The 24,561-nt window shown below is 56.6% G+C and carries 20 protein-coding genes and 1 riboswitch; of the genes, 10 read left to right on the top strand and 10 right to left on the bottom strand.

Annotation, left to right across the window (positions count from 1 at the left end; translation table 11 throughout):
- The first annotated feature begins 44 nt into the window (after positions 1–44).
- The 3 genes from glnE (at position 45) to B2589_RS04825 (ending at position 4,375) form a co-directional block, all read left to right on the top strand.
- A complete protein-coding gene (gene glnE / locus B2589_RS04835) occupies positions 45–2,870 on the top strand; it encodes a bifunctional [glutamate--ammonia ligase]-adenylyl-L-tyrosine phosphorylase/[glutamate--ammonia-ligase] adenylyltransferase (RefSeq protein ID WP_286815790.1) in 2,826 nt (941 codons plus the stop codon).
- Between the two features lie 80 nt (positions 2,871–2,950).
- Positions 2,951–3,877 carry a branched-chain amino acid transaminase gene (locus tag B2589_RS04830; protein ID WP_286815789.1) on the top strand — a complete coding sequence of 309 codons (927 nt, stop codon included), beginning with the start codon at positions 2,951–2,953 and terminating at the stop codon, positions 3,875–3,877.
- 90 nt (positions 3,878–3,967) lie between these two features.
- On the top strand, positions 3,968–4,375 hold the full coding sequence (locus B2589_RS04825) for a DUF6165 family protein (protein WP_286815788.1): 408 nt from the start codon (positions 3,968–3,970) through the stop codon (positions 4,373–4,375).
- A 73-nt stretch (positions 4,376–4,448) separates the two neighbouring features.
- On the opposite strand, the gene B2589_RS04820 is transcribed toward B2589_RS04825, so the two are convergent.
- Positions 4,449–5,480 carry a glycosyltransferase family 9 protein gene (locus tag B2589_RS04820; protein ID WP_286815787.1) on the bottom strand — a complete coding sequence of 344 codons (1,032 nt, stop codon included), beginning with the start codon at positions 5,478–5,480 and terminating at the stop codon, positions 4,449–4,451.
- A 156-nt stretch (positions 5,481–5,636) separates the two neighbouring features.
- On the opposite strand from B2589_RS04820, the gene B2589_RS04815 reads away from it, so the two are divergent.
- The 4 genes from B2589_RS04815 to B2589_RS04800 are packed head-to-tail and all read left to right on the top strand — an operon-like array spanning position 5,637 to position 9,531.
- Positions 5,637–6,353, top strand: coding sequence for a 3-deoxy-D-manno-octulosonic acid kinase (locus B2589_RS04815; protein ID WP_286815786.1), 717 nt, complete (start codon positions 5,637–5,639; stop codon positions 6,351–6,353).
- The gene (locus B2589_RS04810; RefSeq protein ID WP_286815785.1) at positions 6,350–7,471 is read left to right on the top strand and encodes a glycosyltransferase family 4 protein; all 1,122 of its coding nucleotides are present in this window, start codon (positions 6,350–6,352) and stop codon (positions 7,469–7,471) included. Before B2589_RS04815 ends, B2589_RS04810 begins: the two co-directional genes overlap by 4 nt.
- Positions 7,472–8,545, top strand: coding sequence for a CDP-glycerol glycerophosphotransferase family protein (locus tag B2589_RS04805; protein WP_286815784.1), 1,074 nt, complete (start codon positions 7,472–7,474; stop codon positions 8,543–8,545). It abuts the gene before it with no gap.
- The gene (locus B2589_RS04800) at positions 8,542–9,531 is read left to right on the top strand and encodes a hypothetical protein (protein WP_286815783.1); all 990 of its coding nucleotides are present in this window, start codon (positions 8,542–8,544) and stop codon (positions 9,529–9,531) included. Before B2589_RS04805 ends, B2589_RS04800 begins: the two co-directional genes overlap by 4 nt.
- A 24-nt stretch (positions 9,532–9,555) precedes the next feature.
- Here the strand turns inward: B2589_RS04800 and B2589_RS04795 are convergent, their stop codons facing one another.
- The 4 genes from B2589_RS04795 to B2589_RS04780 form a co-directional block, all read right to left on the bottom strand.
- Positions 9,556–11,574, bottom strand: coding sequence for an O-antigen ligase family protein (locus tag B2589_RS04795; RefSeq protein ID WP_286815782.1), 2,019 nt, complete (start codon positions 11,572–11,574; stop codon positions 9,556–9,558).
- Positions 11,575–11,627: 53 nt separating this feature from the next.
- Positions 11,628–12,533, bottom strand: a complete 906-nt coding sequence (locus B2589_RS04790) for a lysophospholipid acyltransferase family protein (protein ID WP_286815780.1) — start codon at positions 12,531–12,533, stop codon at positions 11,628–11,630.
- Complete coding sequence (locus B2589_RS04785; protein ID WP_286815779.1) at positions 12,530–13,948, bottom strand: mannose-1-phosphate guanylyltransferase/mannose-6-phosphate isomerase; 1,419 nt, start codon at positions 13,946–13,948, stop codon at positions 12,530–12,532. The genes B2589_RS04790 and B2589_RS04785 overlap by 4 nt, the downstream gene beginning before the upstream one ends.
- Before the next feature lie 79 nt (positions 13,949–14,027).
- On the bottom strand, positions 14,028–14,705 hold the full coding sequence (locus B2589_RS04780) for a YrbL family protein (protein WP_286815778.1): 678 nt from the start codon (positions 14,703–14,705) through the stop codon (positions 14,028–14,030).
- A gap of 78 nt (positions 14,706–14,783) precedes the next feature.
- On the opposite strand from B2589_RS04780, the gene B2589_RS04775 reads away from it, so the two are divergent.
- The gene (locus B2589_RS04775) at positions 14,784–15,467 is read left to right on the top strand and encodes an SGNH/GDSL hydrolase family protein (RefSeq protein WP_286815777.1); all 684 of its coding nucleotides are present in this window, start codon (positions 14,784–14,786) and stop codon (positions 15,465–15,467) included.
- Here B2589_RS04775 and B2589_RS04770 read toward each other — a convergent pair.
- Genes B2589_RS04770 through lpxL form a run of 4 tightly spaced genes read right to left on the bottom strand, consistent with a single transcriptional unit; the run spans position 15,442 to position 19,478 of the window.
- Positions 15,442–16,443: a glycosyltransferase gene (locus B2589_RS04770; RefSeq protein WP_286815775.1), complete on the bottom strand. Its 1,002-nt coding sequence runs from the start codon at positions 16,441–16,443 to the stop codon at positions 15,442–15,444. The two genes, B2589_RS04775 and B2589_RS04770, sit on opposite strands and share 26 nt — an antisense overlap.
- Positions 16,440–17,549 carry a glycosyltransferase family 4 protein gene (locus B2589_RS04765; RefSeq protein WP_286815774.1) on the bottom strand — a complete coding sequence of 370 codons (1,110 nt, stop codon included), beginning with the start codon at positions 17,547–17,549 and terminating at the stop codon, positions 16,440–16,442. Before B2589_RS04765 ends, B2589_RS04770 begins: the two co-directional genes overlap by 4 nt.
- Positions 17,546–18,511, bottom strand: coding sequence for a mitochondrial fission ELM1 family protein (locus B2589_RS04760; RefSeq protein WP_286815773.1), 966 nt, complete (start codon positions 18,509–18,511; stop codon positions 17,546–17,548). Before B2589_RS04760 ends, B2589_RS04765 begins: the two co-directional genes overlap by 4 nt.
- 4 nt (positions 18,512–18,515) lie before the next feature.
- Positions 18,516–19,478, bottom strand: coding sequence for an LpxL/LpxP family Kdo(2)-lipid IV(A) lauroyl/palmitoleoyl acyltransferase (gene lpxL, locus B2589_RS04755; protein ID WP_199452536.1), 963 nt, complete (start codon positions 19,476–19,478; stop codon positions 18,516–18,518).
- Between the two features lie 102 nt (positions 19,479–19,580).
- Here lpxL and waaA point away from each other — a divergent pair, with 102 nt between their 5' ends.
- A complete protein-coding gene (waaA, locus tag B2589_RS04750; RefSeq protein ID WP_286815772.1) occupies positions 19,581–20,834 on the top strand; it encodes a lipid IV(A) 3-deoxy-D-manno-octulosonic acid transferase in 1,254 nt (417 codons plus the stop codon).
- A gap of 46 nt (positions 20,835–20,880) precedes the next feature.
- On the opposite strand, the gene B2589_RS04745 is transcribed toward waaA, so the two are convergent.
- Positions 20,881–22,284 (bottom strand): TolC family outer membrane protein, encoded by a 1,404-nt coding sequence (locus B2589_RS04745; RefSeq protein WP_286815770.1) that lies wholly within the window; start codon positions 22,282–22,284, stop codon positions 20,881–20,883.
- A gap of 137 nt (positions 22,285–22,421) precedes the next feature.
- Positions 22,422–22,535, top strand: a riboswitch (TPP riboswitch).
- Positions 22,536–22,615: 80 nt separating this feature from the next.
- Here B2589_RS04745 and thiC point away from each other — a divergent pair.
- Entirely contained in the window at positions 22,616–24,493 is a 1,878-nt protein-coding gene (gene thiC / locus B2589_RS04740; protein WP_286815769.1) for a phosphomethylpyrimidine synthase ThiC, read from the top strand.
- Positions 24,494–24,561: the final 68 nt, after the last annotated feature.

The raw sequence follows: 24,561 nt of genomic DNA, 5'->3' as shown, positions 1-24,561 counted from the left end.
TTATACAGTACCGGAAATATATCAGAGAGACAGGGGTTTGCGTTATGTCTGAGCCTATGGGTTCGTTACCAGCGGAGCTGTCGCCGGCGGATGTTGCCGAGGCCTGCGCCCGCAGTGTGTTTCTGGCCCAGACGCTGGAACGTTATCCGGAGCAGGTTCAGGCGGCCGTTAAGGCCCGCCCGCTGACCGAACCCACCACAGAAGCGTGGCTGAAACAGCGCTGGGGCGATTTCCTGGCAATCGTTGATTCAGAGCCATCGCTGCATGCAGCCCTTCGCCAGTACCGTCGGGAAATCCAGTTCCGCATTATCTGGCGTGACCTGATGAACTGGGCAGATCTGAACGAAACCATGCTGGCCACCAGCGCCTTTGCCGACGTGGCCATTGATGGCGCTCTCAGCTGGCTTTATGAAAAGACCTGTGAGGAATTCGGTACCCCCATGGGTCGTGACCCGGTGACCGGTGCCCACGTGCCCCAGAAAATGGTGGTGCTGGGTATGGGCAAGCTCGGCGGTCGGGAGCTGAATGTTTCCTCGGATATCGACCTGATCTTTGCCTTTCCCTCCAAGGGGGAAACCGAAGGTGGCCGACGGGCCCTGGATAACCAGCAGTTTTTCATCCGCCTTGGCCAGCGACTGATTCAGGCGCTGGACCAGATTACGGCGGATGGTTTTGTGTTCCGGGTGGACATGCGCCTGCGGCCCTACGGCCAGAGTGGCGCGCTCGCTCTTAGCTTTGCCGCTCTGGAAACCTATTACCAGGATCAGGGGCGCGATTGGGAACGTTACGCCATGGTCAAGGCCCGCGTTGTGGCTGGCGACCGGCGTGCCGGTGAGGTGCTGATGGCGAGCCTCAAGCCCTTTGTTTACCGAAAATACATTGATTTCAGTGCGTTCGAGTCACTTCGTAGCATGAAAGAAATGATCAGCCGGGAAGTGCGCCGCAAGGGGTTGGAGAACAACATAAAGCTGGGCAGCGGCGGTATCCGCGAGATCGAGTTTGTGGTCCAGGCGTTTCAGCTGATCCGTGGCGGGCGTGACCGGGAGCTGCAACAGCGGGAGCTGCTGAACATCCTCAGGGAACTGGAAGAGCTGGAGCTGCTGCCATCCGCCGTTGTGAAGGAGCTGCGTGAAGCCTACGTGTTTCTGCGCAACCTGGAGCATGCCTTGCAGGGTATGGAAGACAAGCAGACCCAGGTTCTGCCGGACGATGAGCTATCCCGGGCCCGGGTTGCCCGCATTATGGAGTTTGATGATTGGGCCGCCTTCCAGCATGCGCTGGATGAACATCGCAATCGCGTTGCCCGGCACTTCGCCAACATCATCGCGACTGAAGACGAGGAAGGCGATTCCGAAAACGGTATGGATGACGGCTGTTACGAACTCTGGCTGGCGGAAATGGAAGAGCCCGCTGCGGTGGAATGGCTGGCGGAGAAAGGTTTCGAAAACCCGGAAGACAGTTACAAGCGCCTGGCGAGCCTGCGGGACAGCCGAACCGTGCAGACCCTGCAAACCCAGGGCCGCAAACGGCTGAACCAGTTCATGCCGTTATTGCTGAACGCGTTGATGGATGTTGAGAATGCGTCGGAAACCCTCGACCGGGTATTGCAGCTGGTCGAGGCCATTTTGCGCCGCACCGCCTACATGGTGCTGCTGGTGGAAAACCCCGGCGCGCTTACGCAGCTGGTGCGCCTGTGTAGCGACAGCCCCTGGATTGCCCGCCTGCTGGCAGAAACCCCGCTGCTGCTGGACGAACTGCTGAATGCCGAAAGCCTGTACAGCCCGCCTGCCAAGGAAGAGCTGCAGGACGACCTGCGCCAGCAGATGCTGCGTATTCCCTACGAAGACCTGGAAGAGCAGATGGAGGCCCTGCGTTACTTCAAGAAGGCCCATGTGCTTCGGGTGGCGGCTTCTGAGCTGAAGGGCACCTTGCCTCTGATGAAGGTGAGCGATTACCTGACCTGGATTGCCGAAGTGGTGCTGGACCATGTGGTGGACGTGGCTTTCTCCAACCTGGTCAGCCGCCATGGTTATCCGCGGCGGGCCGATGGTTCGGCGTGTGACACAGACTTCGCCATCATCGGTTACGGCAAATTGGGTGGCATTGAGCTTGGGTATACCTCGGACCTGGATCTGGTGTTTGTGCATCAGGCCGATCCGCAACTGGCCACCGATGGTGACAAGCCCATCGACAACGCGGTGTTCTACACCCGCCTGGGCCAGCGCATTGTGCACATTCTCAGCACCCAGACGCCCTCAGGCCAGCTTTATGAAGTGGATATGCGGTTGCGCCCGTCCGGTAACTCCGGCTTGCTGGTGAGTACCCTGCAGGCCTTTGAGAAATACCAGCAGAACGATGCCTGGACCTGGGAGCACCAGGCCCTGGCCCGGGCCCGTGGCGTTGCCGGCTGCCCGGATACCCTTCAAGCCTTCGAGGATATTCGCCACCAGATTCTGTGCGCGCCAAGGGATAAAACCGCCCTGCGCCAGGAGGTGGTGGAGATGCGGGAGAAAATGCGCAGCAGCCTCGGCACGCCGGAAATCCGGCGGAATGAGGTGTTTCACATCAAACACGATGCCGGTGGTATTGTGGATATCGAATTCATGGTGCAGTACCTGATGCTGGCCTGGAGTGCCGAACACCCGGAGCTGACCCAGTGGAGCGACAATATCCGCCAGATGGAGGAGCTGGGCCGTGCCGGTGTGTTGCCGGTAGAGGACACAGAGAAGTTGCGGGCAGTGTACATCACCCTGCGTTCGACCATTCACCGCAGGGCGCTGCAAAACCTGAACAGCCAGGTGGAGGGTAGTGCCTTTCAGGAAGAGCGTGACTACATCCAAAGTATGTGGAAAAAAGTGATGATTCAGTAGCAAGCTAAATTTATTTCTGTCCGGCTTTCCTGCTAGAATGCTGGATCCCCGAAAACTGCTTATTCAGGAGCACTGTAGAAATGTCGATGGCTGATCGCGATGGCCTTATCTGGCTGGATGGTGAAATGGTTCCCTGGCGAGAAGCCAAAACCCATGTACTCACTCACACCCTGCATTACGGCCTTGGCTGCTTTGAAGGCGTGCGGGCGTACAACACCGCGAATGGCCCGGCAATTTTCCGGCTGAAAGAACACACCGACCGGTTGTTCAACTCCGCCCACATCCTGAACATGAAAATGCCGTTCAGCAAAGACGTGATCAATGAAGCCCAGCGCGCTGCGGTTCGTGAGAACAACCTGGACGAAGCCTACCTGCGCCCGATGGTATTCCTGGGTTCCGAAGGCATGGGCCTGCGCGCCGACAACCTGCAGGTGCACGTAATGGTTGCCGCTTGGAGCTGGCCGTCTTACATGTCGCCAGAGGCCAAGGAGCTGGGCATCAAGGTGCGCACCTCCTCATACACCCGCCACCACGTGAACATCACCATGTGCAAGGCGAAGGCCAACGGCAACTACATCAACTCCATGCTGGCCCTTAACGAAGCCATCTCCGGCGGCGCCGAAGAAGCCCTGTTGCTGGACAACGAAGGCTACGTGGCGGAAGGTTCCGGCGAAAACATCTTCATCGTTCGCAACGGTGAGCTGCACACCCCGGAACTGACTTCCTGTTTGGCCGGCATCACCCGCGCCACCATCATCGACTTCGCCAAAGACCTGGGCCTGGTGGTGAAAGAACGCCGCATCACTCGCGACGAAGTGTACATCGCCGAAGAAGCCTTCTTCACCGGCACCGCCGCTGAAGTTCTGCCGATCCGTGAACTGGACGGACGTCAGATTGGCGAAGGCAAGCGTGGCCCGATTACCGAGAAGCTGCAGAGTATGTATTTTGATGCGGTGAAGGGTAAGCTGGCGGAACATCAGGCGTGGCTGACCCACGTTAAAAACTGATACCGGCTGGTAATGCAACCTTAGCCGTCGGCGCTGCACAGGCCCCGGCGGCTTTGTTATATAGAATCCACGAGCAAGCAGGACGAGACAATGGCAGACGTAATCAAGGTTCCCGTATCCTTCGGTGAAGTGCTGGACAAGATCACCATCCTTGAAATCAAATCCGAGCGCATCAAGGACGAAGAGAAAGTAAAGAACGTACGCCTGGAGCTGGATGAACTCAGCAAAACCTGGGACGAAGCCATTGGTGCCAAGGCTGATGATATTGCTGAACTGCGCAAGCAGCTCAAAGCGGTCAACGAGGAGCTCTGGGTGATCGAGGACGATATCCGGGACCAGGAAGCCGATCAGGACTTCGGCCCGCGCTTTATCGAACTGGCTCGTGCCGTTTACGTAACCAACGACAAGCGAGCGGCGATCAAGAAAGAAGTGAACCTGGCGCTGGGCTCTCGCTTTGTGGAAGAGAAGTCTTACCAGGATTACACCGCGCGGAAGTAAAACTGTTAGCCACGGAAAACACGGAAGTCAGTTAGGCATTTTTCGGTGTTTTTCCGTGTATTCCGTGGCTAAATCAATCCTTTTCCTGCATCCACCGATCCAGCATTTCTGTGGCATCCGCTACGGACACCATCTCCATCGCTCCTTCAAACTCCGCCTTCGCGCCCCAGCGGGCTTCCTCCACCGACTTGCCGGTGAACTTCTTCAGCGCTTCCGGATAGCGGTTCACGCACCATTTCAGTGAATTGTACGGCCCGGAACGGTACGGGTTACTGGCGGCAAACAGACCGAGCACATCCGTTCCCACCGCGCTGGCAATGTGCGCAGGGCCGGTATCGGGTGCGACGACCAGGTCGGCATGGGTCATCAGGGCGGTCAGCTGTTTCAGGGTGTCTTGCCCGCAGATATTGTGGGCCATGTGCTTCATGGTGTTCTCAATGGCAGCACAATACTCGGCCTCGAACGGCGCCGGGCTGCCTACCAGAATCACCTTCATGCCATGGGCTTCTATCGCATGGTCGGCCAGCCGGGCATACCGTTCCGCCGGCCAGTTGCGCAGGGTATGGCTGGCGCAGGGGCTGATGACCAGGTTCTTCCTGTCCTTGGCCAGATGGGCGCGAGCAAATTCGTGGTCAGAGTCCGATAGCGGAATCTTCCAGCGGGGAGGCGCGGCCTTGAGCCCCAGTGGTTCGAGAAAGCTTGCCAGGCAGTCCCTGACATGCTGATGCGGTGCGGGCGCGATGCGCCGATTGATAAACAGGCTGTGGAGGTCTTTGCTGCGAGCCTTGTCGTAGCCGATTTTCAGCTTCGCCGGAATACAGGCAGCTGCAAGGTTGGCGCGGAAGGCAACCTGCATGTGCAGCAAGGCATCGAACTTGCGGCCTTTCATCTGCCTGCGAAGCTGCGCATAGCCCTCTCGGCCAGCCTTTTTGTCAAAGATGATGAACTCAACGCCGGGCAGGTCGCCAACCAACTTCGCTTCGATCTTGCCTATCACCCAGGTGATTTTGACGCCGGGTAACTGCTCCTGAAGGCTCAATACCACGGGGATGACGTGGGTTACATCGCCGATGGCGGATAGGCGGAGGATGCAGATGGATTTCATCAATTAACAGTCCGTTTGTCGTCCGGGCATAAGGTTTGTAGAGCTGCGAGGGCATTCATTGGTAAACTAGGACGCATTCTATCGTACTCGCCGGTGAAGGTCTCCAAGCGTACCCGGGCCGAGTGTTGTCGTGTCTGTTCTGATATCCGGGTGATCATGGCTGAATCCGAAATCTGTTTGCGGGAAGAAGGCTCGGTGCTTTTGGTGCATCCAGACTATGAGAAACGGGTAACCTTCGACTGGTTCAGCCCCGAACACTGGGGGGCAAGTGCGCAACCGGTAAGCAGTGGAGGGCGAGGTGGAGCCTGGTTTATCGATACCGGTCGTGGGCATGTAGTGCTGCGTGAATATCGGCGAGGGGGCCTTGTCGCACGAATTTCCGAGCAGAGTTATGTATTCACTCGTGAGCAGGATGTACGCTCGGTCGCCGAGTTTCTTCTGCTTGATCGCCTGGTCGCTATGGGGCTGCCAGCGCCCCGGCCGGTTGCAGCGTGGTATCGGAAGGTCTCGGGCTTCTTATATAAAGCAGCCATTATCATTGAACGGTTGGAAAATACCACTCCCCTGGCTGAATTGATCCCAGTGCTGGATCTTGCCGACTGGAAAGACCTCGGCGCAACAGTTCGCCGTTTTCATGATGCTGGCGTAAACCACGCCGACTTGAACTGTTTCAATGTTCTGGTAAGAGGCCGCAGCTACTTCCTGATTGATTTTGACAAGGGGCGTATCATGCCGGTCAAGGCGGGAGAGAAATGGAAGGCTGGCAATCACGAACGTTTCGCTCGTTCGATCCGGAAGGTAGCGGGCAATTCGGTCCTGGAGTCGGTGTGGGATTCATTTATGAACGGATATAACGGGAGTCAATCCTCTTGAGCGATCAGCAGCAAAACCGAGTACTGCCAGCCATTTTGTGTCTGACAGATTCCTGTGACCGCCCTGAAACCGAGCTGTTCATCGGTTTGAGAAACGCCGGCTTTGATGTGGATGTTATGTGCAACCCCAAAGGGCGAAACTATCAGCGGTTGGTAGATGAGGGTCTCGTTGCCCAGTCTATGGCTTTGAAAAGCCGCTTCGACAAAGAAGGTACTGCTGCAATCCGGGCGCAGTTAGCCCGCAAGCACTATGACATCATCCATGCCTTTAACCCCAGGGCGCTTGCATGTGGGCTGCGAGCCTCAAAAGGAACAAATATTCGGGTCGTTGCCTATCGTGGAGTGATCGGGAATATCAGTTTTCTCAATCCCGAGTCCTGGATCACCTTCCTGCACCCGAGGGTCAGCAAGATCGTGTGCGTGGCAGATGCCATCAAGCAGCATTTGACCGAAGACGTTCGGTTACTCTCGATGCGTGTTCCGCCAAATAAGCTTCAACGAATTTACAAAGGCCATGATCTGGCGTGGTATCAGGACTCTCCCACAGACCTGAGCCAGTTCGGAGTGCCAGAGGGTGCCTTTGTGGTTTGCTGTACTGGCCGGGATCGGCCCCGGAAAGGATTTGACGTGCTTGTCAGAGCGGTTGATGAGCTGCCGGAAGATGTCGAGGTCCATCTTCTTCTGGTGGGGGACGTTATCAATAATGAAGAGCTCAAGTTTCAGATTGCCGGCACGAAGCACCCGGAGCGAATCCATTTCACAGGGTATCGACAGGATGCGCCGGGCATTGCAGCGGCCAGTGATGTTTTCGTGTTGCCTTCCACTGAACGTGAAGGGCTCCCCAGGGCAGTCATCGAGGCCATGGCATATGGTGTGGCTCCGGTAGTCACCCGGGTGGGCGGAATGCCCGAACTGGTCGAAAACGGTGTGAGTGGGCTGGTTGTGCCGCAGAAAGACGCCTCTGCGTTGTCGGAGGCCATCGCGCAGCTTTATCGGGACCGTGATCTTCTGGACCGGATGGGTAAGGCCGCGAAAGAACGGATCGCGACACGATTCCACACCTCGCAAACCGTTCGCGAGACCGGCGAGCTCTATCAATCCTTAATGGGCAGAGACTGAATGCGTCGTTTTCTTTTTTTCGTAAATCAGCCTTATTCGTACTCAATTCTCCGGCCCCTTCAGGAGGAGATCCGGCATCGTGGCCATGAGGCCGCGTGGTTTGTCGCGGGGTGTACTGCTAACCCTCTCAGACCTGATGAGCGACACCTGAAAACCGTGAAGGAGGTGATGGAATACAAGGCGGATGCAACCTTCGTGCCTGGCGACTGGGTGCCGTACTTTTTTCCTGGAATCAAAGTTGAAGTATTCCATGGCATGGCGAGGAATAAACGCGGGCACAGCAGTGAGGATGAGAGTGATCATTATCGGATTCGTGGCTGGTTTGACCTCTACTGTACCCACGCAGAGAAGGATACCGCCAAATTCCGGGAGCTGGCAGATAAGTATCGGCACTTTGCAGTAGCCCATACTGGTTGGCCCAAACTGGATCCGCTGTTGTCCGCGGCTGTCCAGGGTCCCCGAGTAAGACACCCCGGCGAACTACCGGTTGTTTTTTATGCTTCAACATTCAGCCGCTCTGTGACTTCAGCGCCGGATCTGGTGGAAAAGATCGGTGAGCTTTCGCGCAGTGGGCGTTGGAACTTTATCGTGACCCTGCATCCGAAAATGGATCCGGAAGTTGTGGAGCGGTACCGGGAGCTGGCAGGAGAAAATCTGAGATTTGTTGAGAGTGATGAGGATTTGCTGCCGATATTGCCAGAGGCAGATGTCATGCTTTGTGACACTTCTTCCATCATGTTCGAATTCATGTTCCTCGACCGCCCCGTAGTGACGTTCAGGACCAAAATGCCTGGCCCCTACCTGATCGACGTGGACAGGGTAGACGACGTTGAAGCGGCACTGGAAAAGGCGTTGACGTATCCGGAAGACCTGATGGCGGCAACTCGCTCGCTCGGTGAGGAACTGCACAGTTACCGGGATGGCAGGTCCAGTTCTCGTGTATTGGATGCGGTAGAGGATTTCCTCGTGAACCAGCAGTCAGGGTTGGAACGAAAGCCAATGAATCTGGTTCGAAAGCTAAAGGTCAGGCGACGGTTGAGGAAGGAACTGAAAAAAACGCGAAGGAGTGAATGAATCTGAACGTTTTCGTTGCCAGCACACCGTTGCAGCTTATCAGTTGTGCTGAAGCCCGTGCCCGATATGAATGTGAGGCCTCATCCTGTCTGTTGATTATCGCCAGGCCTGACAACAAGGTAACCGAAAACCAGATGGCTTTCCTGCTGGAAAGGTTGCGCCTCAACGATATCCAGACAATCTACTTGAAGAAAAGTACTTTCTACCTGCGCCTGAGATCTGCGTTCCGGAAACTGTCAGGCCACCGGATCGATCGATTGTTCATCGGGAATAAGTCCAGCTGGATTCACGAAGCTTTTTACCTGGGGCTGGCGTGGAAGCAGCTGATCTTCGTTGACGATGGCCTTGCAACCGTCAGGTACTACCATGCAATTCATAGTGAGGGTCTCGCCTCCAGGATCACCGAGGGCAAGTGGAGGCTACTGGCAAGGCTTGGAGTTGATCTGCAGGGCTTTGTTCCTGACAGGGTAAGTTTCTTCACCTGTTTTCCTCTGGAGAGCTCCAGGAAAGTGGATGTTGAGACTCACGATCTCCCTGTATTTCGTCAGATCTTCCCGCCGCGAACGGAGGGGAAGGAGGGAATTCCTCTCGTGGGATTTATTGGTCAGCCGTTCGGGGGGGAAGACCGTTTAAAGCAAATGCGATCTCAGCTGGCTCATGTGGTCGAACGGCACCCGGATGCTCGGATTGTCTATTTTATGCACCGTAAAGAGCGGCGCCGGGAGCTGGAACACACTTTGACGGAATTTCCTGTTGAGCTGAGATCTTCTCCTCGTTGGCCCATTGAAGTTGAGGTGTCGCTGTCCCGGGAGCCATACATAGCCTTCTACAGTTTTACTTCGACAGCCCTGTTTACGCTAAAGAAGATTTTTCCGGAGCTCTCCGTCTATCAGATCGATGATGCGGTTCTTGCGGCAAAACTCCCGTTTTACAGTGAGATCCAGAGTATGTTTCGGGGCATAGGGGTAGAGACAACCCGGCTCTGATGCCGGGGTTGGTTTTCGCAGTCGCTATTCGGTGTTCCGGTTGTCTTGCGCCGGACGACCTAATGTCCACAACCCTGCATATTTGTTGAAGGTCACCTGGGCATAGGTGACCGCCGTCAGGTAGCCGACAGCACCATCCAGAAAGCCGAACCGGATGAAATAGACCTGGATAAAGGTCATCAAACCGCGCAAGGTGGGATAGATCATGGTGCGGGTTTTCTTTCCTCTTCGATGTTTCTCCTGCGAACCGAGCCAGGCGTACTTTGCGCTCTTTTCCAGGGAATGGCCGAAATCCCGGTGGGTGTAATGGGTCAGCCGTCCTCTTAGCGTTCTGATTTTACGACCTTCCGGAATCAGGATTCGTTCGTGAACGAGGGCATCGGAGAAACGCACTCCCTCGCGACGAAACAGGCGCAAAGGTGCTCGCCCACTGCGTCCGAAATCCAGTCGTTTGCCATAGATGGTTACGGCCCAGGGCAGTTTGTAGGCGTCGGCATCGGGATCGGCAAGATGATGGTTGATTTCCCGGGCAAGCTCGGGTGTGATCCGCTCGTCCGCATCCAGGGAAAGTACCCAGTCGCCAGTTGCCCTCTCCAGGGCCCGCTGCTTCTGAATTCCGAAACCGGGCCAGTCGGTAACTTCGACAATATCGGCGTATTGTCTGGCAATCTCCGCTGTCCGGTCAGAGCTGCCACTGTCAAGAACAATGATCTCATCAGCCACCAGGCGGGCGGATTGCAAGCAGTCAGCTATATGGTCTTCCTCGTTCTTGGTGATGACGGTAGCAGAAACCCGGACTTTGCGTTCCCGGTAGCAAGAGGCTCTCAGTTCCGTAAACAGCGCCGAAGCTAACCCGCCGATAACCAGCAGGTAGAAAGTCAGAAAAAGACTGCGTTCAAATGTTGCCTCCGTCAGCCCGAATAACAGATATCCTGTAGTTACCATCGAACCTGCGACCGCAATGTGTGCGGTCGGCGCATGCATATTAAAAATGTGACGGCCAAACACTGAGAGTGGAATGAATATCAGGAAGGCCCAACTCAGGATCCCCGGGATCCCTCTGGTTGCTGCGGCACTTAGAATGTCATTGTGAGCGTGTCCGGTACAGCAAATGCCAATAACGGGGGGGATATCTCCAGTCGCCACTGCTGCTTCAGCACCTCGCGTATAGCCACCGAGCCCGGCTCCGGAAAACGGTTCTGCTCGGAAGATGTCCCACGCGAGTTCCCATGCCTCAATTCGGATTTCCATAGATCTGTCAAAGCTTCCTGCAGCCACGAGGCTTTCAACCGACTGGGACATTCTTTCACTAGTTATTACTGCGGCAACAGTGATGACTATAATTGCAATTGCGCCTGCAATCCGGAGCTTTTTTGAGAGCAGTGGCAGCAAAAGCAGTAAAAGAACCGGAAGGGCCACCAGATTACTTCGTGTTTCCGAAAACATTGATAAAACTACCGCGGTTACACCTATGAAGGACACTAGGATGGCAAGCACATACTGTTTGTTTCGGGCAAAGAATAGTCCTCCGGTAAGAGTGAGCATGCCTCCGAGTAGCGCGATGTTGCCAAAGCTGATGGGGTTCACACCCCCGCCAAACCGAGTGGCAAGAAGTTTCTCCAAGGTGCCGCTGCCTGCTACCAAGGGTATCAGGAACAGAATAATCACTGATATGGAGATCAGTGCGAGACTGGTGAATATCCCGCGAGCCTTGATCCCGGAGTAGGAGATGGCTAGGAGCAATGGCCAGAACAATATCAGCCTGGCATGTGTTCCAAGGTTTTTCCCTCCCTCATAACTGAATCCTTCGAAGACCCATGAGCAGAAACTCACCAGCACGAAAAACCAGAATGCAAAATGCATCAGTCTGAGCTCTTTCGGTACTATCCAACCATGTTGCTCCAGAGATTTGCGAGCGACCAGTATGATTCCTGCGAGGGCTAGCAGTGCGGTTGCGCCGGCCAGGATGCTCGAAGAAAAAAGGGCGCCACCCAAGCCTATCATCAACAGGGTAGAGAGAATGGCTTGAACTCGGTGCATCATTCGGGATTCCATCAAATTTATTAAGCAGGGACCATTTTTCCAGAGGATAAAAGCTAACAGACACGGTCCGGATAGTATGGATTGATTTCTCCCGGCGGCCGATGCCTCAGGCGCTTGTACTCCCACTGATACTGAGCGGGCGCCATGCGGACCACTTTTTCCACGGACTGATTGAGTGCGGTTGCTGCAACCACTGGGTCGTCGTCACCGTTACCTGAGACGGCTTCCGTAACAATTATTCGGAAGCCTTTTTTGTCGGGCAGGCGCTCAGCAAAGGTGACTAGCACATTGGCACCAGTTTTTTGGATGAGCTTGTTTACTAGCGTCATGGTGCGCACTTCCATGCCGAAGAACGGGGCATAGGCATTGGTTTTGCCTCGAGGCGATTGATCCGGAAGAATGCCGGCTACGCCACCTTCCTTGAGTATGCCCATAAGGCGCATGAGCCCTTTGCGGTCTCCGCGTACCAGCTCCGAACCCAGGCGGCCACGTACACGGATCATGTATTTTTCAAATTCCTTGATATTCGGAGGGCTGTAAAGCGCTGCCATTTTGTAGCGGGAGGAGAAAAACAGTCCCGCAAGTTCCCAATTGCCGAGGTGTGGTGCCAGAAGAATCAAGCCCTTACCGGATGCAAGTGCCCGATCGACCAGCTCCAATCCTTTTGTTTCGCGGATCAGCCCCAGGCACTTATCCACGGGCCACTCCCACATCAGGGGGATTTCCGCTGCTGTCATGCCGGTATGTGCCATGGAGTCCTTTGATAACTCGCGCTGTTGCTCCGACGATAACTCCGGCAAACAGATCCGGATATTGGTGTCGGTCACTTTTCGCGATTTCCCACGTATCTTCCAGGCAAGCAGTCCAAGCCACTTGCCAATAAACTGGGCCAGGCCCAAAGGCAGCGAGCCGGCAATTCGCAACAAACCGGCAATCAGAAAATACTTAAGCTTGCTCATGACCGGCCGTAAACGTCCTCATAGCGCACAATGTCGTCTTCGCCCAGATACGAGCCAGATTGAACTTCAATCAGCTCCAGATCAATCACACCAGGATTCTCCAGGGAGTGGACCTGGCCAACCGGAATGTAGGTAGACTGGTTTTCTGTAACCAGATAGGTCTTTTCACCATTGGTGACCCTGGCGGTGCCGCTCACTACAATCCAGTGCTCAGCGCGATGGTGGTGCATCTGCACGGAAAGCTTGGCGCCGGGCTTTACGGTAATCCGTTTGACCTGGTAACGGTTGCCGTTATCGATGGAGTCGTACACTCCCCAGGGGCGGTAGACTTCCCGGTGGTTCATGTGTTCGTGCCGGCCATCGTTCTTGATGGCTTCCACGATTTTCTTCACGTCCTGAACCTGGTCTTTGTGGGCAACCAGCAGGGCGTCTTTGGTTTCGATGATCACCAGGTCTTTCACGCCCACGGTCGCCACCAGGCGGTTGTCTGCTCGCACCAGAGTGCTTTCAGTGTTGTGGGCGATCACGTCGCCGGAGAAACAGTTGCCATTGGCGTCTTTGTCACTCACTTCCCACAGGGCAGACCAGGAGCCGATATCACTCCAGCCTGCGTCCAGAGCTACCACGGCGGCGTTGTTGGTTTTTTCCATGACGGCGTAGTCGATGGAGTCTTCCGGGCATTCGGCGAAGACACTCTCGTTCACACGGGTGAAGTGCAGGTCTTCACTGGCATCGTCCAGCGCAGCCTGGCAGATAGCGAGGATATCGGGGCGATGCTTTTGCAATTCCTTCAGGTAGCTGCGGGCTCCGAACAGGAACATACCGCTGTTCCACAGATAGTTGCCGGAGGCCAGGTAGCCTTCGGCCGTTTTCTGGTCAGGTTTTTCCACAAACCGACTCACGCTGAAGCTGTCTTCTGCCAACTCCGGCCCTTGCTGGATGTAGCCATAACCCGTTTCCGCATGGCCCGGCACAATACCGAAGGTCACCAGTTTGCCCTGCTGGGCCAGGGGAATAGCCTTCTGGATGCCATTCTGGAAAGCTGCGGTGTCTTTGATCAGGTGGTCGGCAGCCAAAACCAGCATCAGCGGGTTCTGGCCTTCGTCGATGTTCTTCACCAGCTGCAGGGCGGCCAGGGCAATGGCCGGGGCGGTGTTGCGGCCGCAGGGTTCCAGGATAATGCGAGCATCTTTGTAGCCGGACTGGCGCATTTGTTCGGCCGCCAGAAAGCGGTGATCTTCGTTGCAGATCAGCAGTGGATCGGCCGATTCCATACCGTCCAGCCGGGCGACTGTGAGTTGCAGCATGGACAGCCGCTCGTCCGTCAGTTTCAGGAACTGTTTCGGGTTCAGTTGCCTGGACAGAGGCCAAAGGCGTGAGCCGGTGCCTCCGGCCATAATGACGGGGTGAATCATGTGCGCACTCCGGGTTGTGAAAGTTGCCAGTTCTGCAGATAAAAGTGCCCGTTATCTTACCATGGGGCGCGGCGTGGTTTTATCTTAAGCGTTGGAAATCTTCCCAGGATAAACCTCGATTATCTTGCTCCCAGGCCAATCTTGTGTGGAAACGGGCAATTTTTCTGGTGATGTAACGTTCGCTCCACCCGGGCAACCCTGCCAAAGCCTGTGGAATGGTCGGCGCACCGAGGCCATCTACCAGAAAGAGCTCCGATTGGCCGGAGCGGTCGGTGACGACCAGGTTGTGGGGCAGAAGGTTGCGCGTGAGAATACGGGTATCTGCCAGCCAGGCTTCAAACCGGCTGATTGCTTCCTGAAGCTCAGGAGTTACCTTGTTGCCACGAATCAGTGATTCCAGCGTCGGGGCTACGGAACCGTCAGCGCATCGAATAATCTCGCTCTCATTGGCGGTGCCCAACGTGGTTTCAACACTGCCGTAGAATCGGGGCAGGTGAGACCACACGATGCTTTCTTTGCTCACCCGCAGTAGCTGGCGGATGGCAGGTTGCCCGTGGGCTTTGAGCTCCTGGGTGTTATCGTTCAGTCGTGCTGTACCGAGAACTCGTTTTACCGGAGATTGACGGCGATAACGGGCTTTGATGTTCTCTGGCCGGATAACCTTCACGCACCTGTCCGGGTTGTTCGGGTGTTGGAAGCAGTAGCGGTTATAGCCCTGAGCAAACGGCTTACAGTTGTTAAGATTGAGAGTGACCATTCTGATGCAACGTTGGTGATTTGATGTGCGTATTATGCATGCTTGGCTTGGGCATGTGGTTCGAACAGGAAAAATCTTATGAAAAGGGCGGTAGCTTATGGTGATTGCAATACTGAGGGGCTGAAAGATACCCCGGTAAAGCTTTGGCCGGAAATCGTCTGCGATACCCTGTCCCTGCAGCTCAAAAACTGCGGGCATACCATGAGCACAACCCGCGAGCTGTTGTTTTACAACGAGGATTATCCGGCTTCAAACTATTCAGTAGCCTTTATTCAATACGGATTGGTCGACTCCTGGCTGACCTTCAAAGGGGCACCCTACGTACTTTATTATCCGGATAGCCTCCGGCGAAAGATTGCCAGGAAGATAGTGAAAAAGTTCAAGAAGTGGGCGCGCAAGTGGCAGATTCAGGACAGGTTTGGAGCGGTGGAACAGGTTCCCTTGCCGGAATATGTCCGCAATATTCAGAAAGTAGTCAGCTCGGCTCCGGATACAGTGTTTGTGCTGGTGGCGACTTCTCCAAATCTCGACGAGCCTCGTAACCCCCGAATCAAACAGTACAACGATGCTTTGCGCCAAATCGCTGAGGATAGATCGAATGCAGTTTACGCGGATGCGTACGAGGATCTTTGGTCTGCCCGGTGTAGAGCGCTGATGGATGATGGAACGCATCTTTCCGCATTCGGGCACGAGTTGGTCGCAGCGCGGGTTATGGCGGGGTTAAAACAGTCATCCTTCAGGCCTGATACGCCGCAACCGTAGATCCGGCCATTGCGCCGGATGTCAGGTGTGTGTTCGCGTACCGGAAGAGCTCTTCCTGACTCTCCCTCAATGCATCGATATTCTCGATGGCGCTGGATAGAAGTTCCGCGATGGCTTCGGTGGTGTTGTCGCTTGCAAGAGCGGTATCTGGTAGCAGTTCCCTGCACCCTGACACTGGGGTTGAGATTACAGGGCAGCCAGCCACAAGCGTTTCTGCCAGGATGTACGGGAAACCTTCGCGTTCAGAACTTATCACCAGAAGATCTGCGCTCTGAAGGATGCTCCCGATATCGGTATGGAAGCCTGCGAGGGTTACTGAGTTGATGAGTCCATGTGATTTCACCAGCTCGTTCAGCTGCCCTTTGAGGCTTCCGTCCCCAAAGATTGTCAGGTGCGCCTCAGGAGTGATGTAGCAGACTCTCTCCCAGGCTTGGATGAGTTTGTCGAATCCCTTTACTGGCTCGAGTCGTCCTGCAGCAACAACCTTGATGAAGCCCTTGAGGGGAAAAGTGACCGGGGAGCTGTCTGGTTGTTTTACCCCGTTGTAGATCAGATACTTTCTGGGATGCTGAATCTGATCATAGATAGCCTGGCTCACCGCAATGACTTTATCGAGTGAGGTAAACGGGCGGACGTTGGATTTCGTGCCGTGAACCGTGCCGATCGTTTGCCAGTGAGGCCGTTTTGTGAGTGCGGCCAGGGTGGCTGCCTTATTGCCATGGGCATGCACGATGGTTGGGCGGATATGCTGCAACGTGCGCCGGAGCTTCCAGCGAAGCCATGGGTTTCTTCGCCCCAGGGTCATAGGGCAGGGGTGAAAGCGGACTGGCTCAGGGAACTTGTCCTGATAGTTGCTATGGGCCAGAACGTGGACGTCATGCCCCAGTTCCACAAGCTCTTGTGCAAGTTCGGTGCAGTGTTTTTCCATGCCGCCCCAGCCGCTACCGGGCGTAGCCAGCAGCAATGCGATTCTCAACTTGGGCGCTCCCGAAGCGCCTTCTCATAAACCCCCAAAGTCCCCTCCGTCTGCGCCCGCAACAAAAACCGCTCCGGCAACTCAATCTCCGGCCGGGGCTTATCCAGCAGTCCCAGCACGGCACTGGCAAACGCCCCGGTATCATCTGGTGTAACCAGCCCTTCCCGAAAGCAGGCCTGCAGGGTTTCTGCGGCGCCGCCACGGTTGTAGGCCACCACCGGTGTGCCGGACGCCAGGGCCTCGGTTACTGTCCGCCCGAACGGCTCGGGCTTGGTGGACATGTGGCACACCACGTCGGCCAGAAGGTACAGGTTGGTCATGTCGTTGCGCTGGCCCAGGAAGGTGACCTTGTCGGTCAGGTCCAGACGGCTGCGTTCTTTTTCCAGTTCTTGCAGAAACCTTTCCTTACCGGGCTCTGCGCCGCCAACGATGATGCCGTGACAGTCCGGCCGTTGGCGCACGATTCTGGCCATGGCTTCCATGAAATGCAGCTGGCCTTTCCAGCGGGAAATCCGGCCGGGCATCATGATGATCTTCTTGCCAGCCAGTTGTGGAAACCGCGATAGCAGGATATCAAGCCACTGGTCGTTGATGGCGCGGTTGCGGAAGGCGTCGATGTTTACGCCGCGCTGGATTACTGTCAGTTTGTTTTCCGGAACAGGAAAGTTTTCCAGTACGTAGTCCCGGACACAATTGGAAACCGCTATCACCTGGTCTGCCCTGGCCATGATGGCGCTGTAGGGGTTTACGGAATACATACCGTGAAAGGTGGAGACAATGGCTGGGCGCTCATGTTGCGGTAGTGTTTTCAGGGCCAGGTGGACAATCCATGCGGGCATCCTTGAGCGCACGTGCACGATATCTGGCTTGAGCTCTTGTAGCAGTTTGCGCATCGGCAAAACCTGCCCGAACGAGGCGGGTGTTTTACGGTGAATGGGCATGTGGATATGAGTCGAGCCCTGGCCGCGAACCTGTTCGGCCATTGGTCCACCGTTGGAGACCACGAATGACTGATGGCCGCGTTTGACCAGTTCTGCCGCAAACTCTACGGTGCCACGTTCCACGCCACCGCTGTACAAGGCGGGCAAGGCCTGCAGTATTTTCACGGTCGTTGCTCCTTGTTTTGTCTGGGCTCGAGAAGGCGCGGAAATCGATCGATGATCCAGCGCGCTGCCCTATCGGCTTCCCATAGCCTCGGGTGTTGTGGCTGGTGTTCTGCCATTACGCTGGCATGGTCGCTCCAGTGGGCGACCAGCCCGAGCCTGGCTAAACGGCTAATGCCATTAACCACCCGGCTACCCGCCTGGGGGGGCAGGTCGAAAATGCCGGTAGGAACGCCAGAGGTGGCGGCTTCACACACCATGGACATGCTGTCTGGCGTTACCCAGACAGCCCGGGAATCTGCCAGTTGGTATTTCAGCCAGTCGTCGCAGGTCTGGCTGTGGTGAACAACCGAGATGGTTTCACTTTGAAGTTCCGTCAGTCGCCGGTAAAGAGCCTCCGGTGTGCGCCGGGAATCGCTGATGGTCCAGTGCCACCGGGGGTATCGGGCAATCAGGTCGCTGATCTGCGAGGTGATTGTGTCGTTGTTCCAGTCAAAGTGCTCCGAGGGACCACCGACGAGTATGAGTGCGTTCGGCTTGCCGGTCAGTTCGGACAGCGGCGTGATTGCATTGATGACGCCCTCCGTGTTCAGCACGGTTTTTGAAGGTTTTACGTCGTCGTGGGCGGGAATGATGGCGCCATCTACCCAGTTAAGGGGAAAGGCTGGTTTCATCAGTACCAGTGTTTTTGCCTTGCGGTACCGGCGCAGGGCCAGTAGCAGCCGGTGAGTGCCGGAACCCGCCGCAACAATCAGGTCAGGTTGGGGCAAGGCCTTGTCCAGAGTGGGAGCGAGCCCGAGCAAAGCCCGCCAGAGCGGCACGGTGTAATCCGCAGCGTTTAACCAATACAGCTTTGCGCCCGTTAGTGCGCGCAAACGCCCGGCAAGGCCTCGCAACTGGTTGCGGTGGCCGGGTTTGTTGTCGGTAATCAGCCAGATGACCGGCGCCTGCGCATCGTCTTCCAAGGGACTAGCCTTTTTTCTTGCGTTTGCGGCCGTAGAAGCCGGGGTCGTCTTTGTCCGGCCGGGTTTTGAAGCGGCGGTGCATCCAAAGGTACTGATCCGGCGCCTTGCGGATTTCCTGTTCGATAATGGCGTTGATGCGTGTAGCATCTTGCAGGTCATCGCCGGTCGGGAAATTTTCCAGCGCCGGCTGGAAATAGATGTCGTAGCCCGGTTTGTCTTCGCGGCGGAAGTGGCTGAACGGCACTACCTTGCATTTGCTGCGCTCCACAATCCGGGACGTGGCGGTAATGCTGCCGGCCGGAATGCCGAAGAAAGGGGCAAAAACGATGTCTTTGCGGCCGTAATCCTGGTCGGTGGCGTACCACACCGCGTGATTCTGCTTCAGGCACTTGAACAAGCCGCGCAGGTCCTTGGCGCCCAGCACCGTGCCATAGCGCCGGCCCCGGGCACGGGTCATCACCGCGTTCATCAGCGGGTTGTTGTGGTCCCGCTGCATCACGTCCGCTTCAATAAACTCGGTAACCAGGCTGCCCCCCAGGTCCAGCGTGCTGTAATGGCCGCCCAGAAGCAGCACGCCGTGGCCGCCTTCCAGTGCCTTCTCAAGATGCTCCACACCATGCACCTGCGTGATGCCGGTAAGTTTGGCCGGGTTTCGGAACCAGGCAATGCCCAGTTCCATCACACCAATACCGTTGGCGATAAAGGCATTGCGCACCAGTGCGTCCTGTTGGTGCTTGTTCAGCTCAGGAAAACACAGCCGGATGTTGGTTTCGGTAATATGTCGCCGGCTCTTCGCCAGTTTCCAGGCAACCAGGCCGATCATCTTTCCCAGCCACCACTGAAAACGAATGGGTAACTGCGCAGCCAGCCACATCACCGCAATGCCCAGCCAGGTTGGCCACCAGCGGGGATGACGGTAAGCTGAGTAGTCGGTGTTTCTGGGGAGTTTGCGGTACTTCTTTTTCAAAATCGTGAATCCTGCATCGACAAACGTTTTACCGGGGGGCAAGATGCCCGTCCACAGCAAATTTATCCCTATGATAACGCACTGTTTTGCCGGGAGTCCTGCGTGTTCCAGTTTATCTATTCCCTGCTGATCCGGCTCGCCCTGCCGTTTATCCTTGTCCGGCTCTGGTGGCAAGGCCGCAAGGCGCCGGCGTTGCGGCAAGACTGGCAACATCGCCTTGGGCTGGCGCCCCAACTGCACGGCCCGGTGATCTGGGTGCATGCGGTTTCGGTCGGTGAAACCATTGCCGCCGGCCCCATGGTGCGGCGCCTGTTGGCCCGCAATTTGGGCGCGACCATTCTGATGACAGCCATGACCGATACCGGGCTGGCCCAGGCCCGGAAGATGTTTGGTGACAGAGTAGCCTATGCCTATGCTCCTTACGACACGCCAGGAGGTATTCGGCGCTTCCTGAATCGTGTTAACCCCCGCATCCTGGTGATCATGGAAACGGAAATCTGGCCCAATATGATCCGCCAGTGCCGACACCGTCGGGTGCCTGTTTTTCTGATCAATGCCCGCCTGTCTGAACGATCTGCCCGGGGGTATGAACGGGTTCGGGGCGTGGCAGCACCTATTATCAAAAGCATCAGCTGGGTGGCCGCGCAGGCCGAAAAAGACGCGGAGCGGTTTCGTCGTATCGGAGTGGCCCCGGGCAATGTGGAAGTTACCGGCAGCGTAAAATTCGATGTGGACATTCCTGATGATGTCCGTGCGGCCTCCGTCAGCTTCCGGAAATCCCTGGGTGAGCGCCCCGTCTGGATTGCCGGCAGCACCCACACGGGAGAAGACGAGCAATTGCTGGCGGCTCATCGCCAGATTCTGGCCCAGCACCCGGATGCCTTACTCATCATTGTGCCCCGGCATCCGGAGCGGTTTGATACGGTGGCCGGCCTGGCGCAGGAGCGGGGCTTTTCCGTGGTTCGCCGGTCAACAGGAGCATCTCCCGCTGGTGCGGAGGTGTATCTTGGCGACACCATGGGAGAGCTGATGATGCTTTACGGAGCCAGTGACCTCGCCTTCGTGGGCGGCTCACTGATCGAGCAGGGAGGGCACAATCCGCTGGAGCCTGCGGCCTGGGGCGTTCCGGTATTCTCCGGCACTCATGTGTTTAATTTCGAGACAATCTATCAGCGCTTACTGGATGATCAGGGTGTCCAGCTGGTCGAAAATGCGGATGAGCTGGCGCGGGCGATCTGTTCACTGATAGACGATCCGGAGGCGCTGAAGGCATACGGTGAGCGGGCATTGGCGGTAGTCAACAAGAACCGGGGTGCGCTGGATAAGGTCGTGGAGGGTATTACGGAGCGGTTGTAACTCCGGGTGCCGCGCTGGCACCCGGAATTCAGCACGGTTAGCCCGCTTACTGCATCGGGTCGTCCAGTGTTTTTCCTTCTTCGGCCAGGGCTTCAATGCCCCGGGCGCCTTCGCTGAGCCAGTTGTTCAGATCAATCAGGTCCTGCGGGCTCAGGGTGCCTGCCGCCTGCTTCAGTTGCAGGGTGTTGATCACGTAGTCATACCGGGCGTTGGCGTAATCCCGCAGCGCCACGTAGTAAGCGCGTTCGGCATCCAGCACTTCCACAATGTTCCGTGTACCTACATCATAGCCGGCGCGGGTTGCATCCAGTGCACTGCGGCGGGAGATGATGGTTTGCTCAAGGGCGGATGCGGTTTCCACGTTGTTGTTAACGGTCAGGAACAGGCTGCGGGTGTTCACCTGTACATCTCGGCGTGTGGTGTTCAGATCCTGTTCGGCCACGGTGACCAGTGAGCGCTGCTGGCGCACGCCGGCCTGGGTGCCGCCGCCCGTGTAGAGCGGGATGGTCAGTGACAGTGAGGCAACGGACTGGCTGCGCTCCTGCTGGGTAAAAAGGGCGTTCTCCAGACTGGTTTCCTGGTAGGAGGCGCTCAGCTCAAGGGTTGGCAAATGACCGGACTTTGCCGCTTTCAGGCTGGCTTCGCTGGCATTGAGTTGCCTCAGGGCCGCCTGAATAGACCAGTTTTGCTCCACCGCGGTTGCTTCCCACGAAGTCGGATCCATGGGCTCCGGGCGCCCGAGCGGAAAATTCTGCCTGAGATTTTCCATGGCGTCCGGATATTCTCCGGTTAACCGGGCCAGTTGTTCCCTGGCCACATTCAGGTCGTTGTCGGCGGCGATGCGCTGGCTCCTGGCATCGTCGTAGCTGGCACGCGCTTCATAGACTTCGGTGACGGCAATGAGCCCCACGTCAAACCGTTCCCGGGCCTGTTCGTACTGGCGCTGGATGGCCGTTTCAGTCGCTTTTGCGGTTGTGACGGTGTCCTTGGTGCGCAGGACATCGAAGTAGGCGGTTGCCACATCCAGAATCAGTTGTTGCTGGGCCAGGTTGTACTGGGCCTCGGCCGCCTCGGTCTGGAACTGGCTGGCTTCGTAGCTGAACCAGTCTTGAGCCCGGAACAGTGGCTGGGTCAGCTCGACGCCGTAGCGGTAGGTTCGATAACTGTCTCCCGAGAAGAGTTGCCGCGTCAGCTCATCGGCGTTTGCCCCCCCGGGTATATTCCTGGGCTCGAAACGTGTGTAGCTTGCTGACCCAACCGCCGAGATTTTGGGCAGCAGGGCGCTCTTGCTGACATCGCTGGTTGCCTGCTGGGCCTGGAACTGTGCCATGGCAGAGGCAATGCCGGAGTCATAAGACAGGGCTTTCTCGTAGGTTTCCATCAGATCCAGAGCAAGCGCAGGCTGGGCTGCGAGCAGGGTGATCAATCCTGGAAGTAAACGTTTTTTCATTGGTTCTCCTGAAATACTGACTCCGGGAATCTGCCCGGCAATGACCCAAAGGTATTGGTTGACCATTATGGACAATAATCGTTCCCGTCTCTAGACTTGCTAAGTCCACGCATTTTGTGGACAAACGAATTCAGAATCGCGTCTTGACGGGGTGCTGATCTGCCGGAAACCGGCAATCGGCTGAGATTGCAACGCAGAACCCGCGACCTGATCCGGATAATATCGGCGTAGGGATTAAGACCAGATGAACCGCGACACTATGCCTGTAGGGCAATTTGTCGCAACTCCGTCATACGCGACCCGATACCACAAGAGCAACCGGGAGCATTTCATGACGGACTTACCAGCATACCTCAGCGACTCCGCAAAAGTAGACTCCGCAGCAATCAAACCATTACCAAGCTCACGAAAAATATACGTGCAGGGTAGCCGACCTGATCTGCGGGTGCCAATGCGGGAAATTACCGTGGGCGACACCCCCACTGAAATGGGTGGCGAAAAGAACCCGCCAGTGGTGGTGTACGACACCTCCGGGCCCTACACAGACCCGGAAGCCACTATTGATCTGCGTAAGGGCTTGCCGCCGGTTCGTGCCGTCTGGATTGCCGAGCGAGGCGATGTAGAGCAACTGGACGGCTACACCTCCGAATTCACCCGCCGCCGCATGAAAGACCCTCAGCTTGATCCCCTGCGGTTTATGGACGAGCGAAAGCCACTGCGCGCCAAGCCCGGAAGAAACGTATCCCAGATGCACTATGCTCGCCAGGGCATTATTACGCCGGAGATGGAATACGTTGCCATCCGGGAAAACATGAAACTGCAGGAAGCCCGGGTCAACGGCTTGCTGGCGGAACAGCACCCCGGCCAGTCCTTCGGTGCCAACCTGCCGCCAGAAATCACCCCCGAGTTTGTTCGGGACGAAGTGGCCCGCGGCCGAGCCATCATTCCCGCCAACATCAACCACCCGGAAACCGAGCCGATGATCATCGGTCGCAACTTTTTGGTGAAAATCAACGGCAACATCGGCAACTCGGCGGTGACCTCGTCCATCGAAGATGAAGTGGAAAAACTGACCTGGGGCATCCGCTGGGGTTCCGACACGGTGATGGACCTGTCCACCGGCAAGAACATCCACGAAACCCGCGAGTGGATTATCCGCAACTCCCCGGTGCCCATCGGCACGGTGCCCATTTATCAGGCCCTGGAGAAAGTGGGCGGCGTGGCGGAAGACCTGACCTGGGAAATCTTCCGGGATACGTTAATTGAACAGGCAGAGCAGGGCGTGGATTACTTCACCATCCACGCCGGTGTTCGATTACACCACGTGCCACTCACTGCCAAACGCACTACCGGCATCGTCTCCCGGGGTGGCTCCATCATGGCCAAGTGGTGCCTGGCGCACCACAAGGAAAGCTTCCTGTATGAGCATTTCGAAGACATCTGCGAAATCATGAAGGCCTACGATGTCTCCTTCAGCCTTGGCGACGGCCTGCGCCCGGGATCGATTGCCGATGCCAACGACGCGGCACAATTTGGCGAGTTGGAAACCCTGGGAGAGCTCACCAAGATCGCCTGGAAACACGACGTCCAGTGCATGATCGAAGGCCCCGGCCACGTGCCCATGCACTTGATCAAGGAGAACATGGACAAGCAGCTGGAATGCTGCGACGAGGCCCCGTTCTACACCCTCGGCCCGCTGACCACGGATATTGCCCCGGGCTATGACCACATCACCTCCGGCATCGGCGCGGCGATGATCGGCTGGTATGGCTGCGCCATGCTCTGCTACGTCACCCCGAAAGAGCATCTGGGCCTGCCCAATAAAGACGACGTGAAAACCGGCATCATCACCTACAAAATCGCCGCCCACGCTGCCGATCTCGCCAAAGGCCACCCAGGCGCCCAGATCCGCGACAACGCGCTGTCCAAAGCCCGCTTCGAGTTCCGCTGGGAAGACCAGTTCAACCTCGGCCTGGACCCGGACACCGCCCGCGCCTACCACGACGAAACCTTGCCCAAGGAATCCGCCAAAGTGGCCCACTTCTGCTCCATGTGCGGGCCGAAGTTCTGTTCCATGAAAATCTCGCAGGAAGTGAGGGATTACGCAGCAGAGCAGGGCATTGACGAAGTTTCAGCAATTGACGCCGGCATGGAGGCCAAGTCACGGGAGTTCGTGGAGTCTGGCTCCAAACTTTACGACAAGGTTTGAGGTTGGAGTTTGTGAGCACCTAGCCTTTTGGTTGGGTGCTTAGAGCCATGGATGGCGGAGCAGAAGCG

Origin of the sequence: Marinobacter sp. UBA3607 (assembly GCF_002375525.1) — a bacterium.
Classification (GTDB): Bacteria; Pseudomonadota; Gammaproteobacteria; order Pseudomonadales; family Oleiphilaceae; genus Marinobacter; species Marinobacter vinifirmus.
Note: the sequence above shows the minus strand (reverse complement) of the source record. Positions and strands in the feature narration are given on the sequence as shown.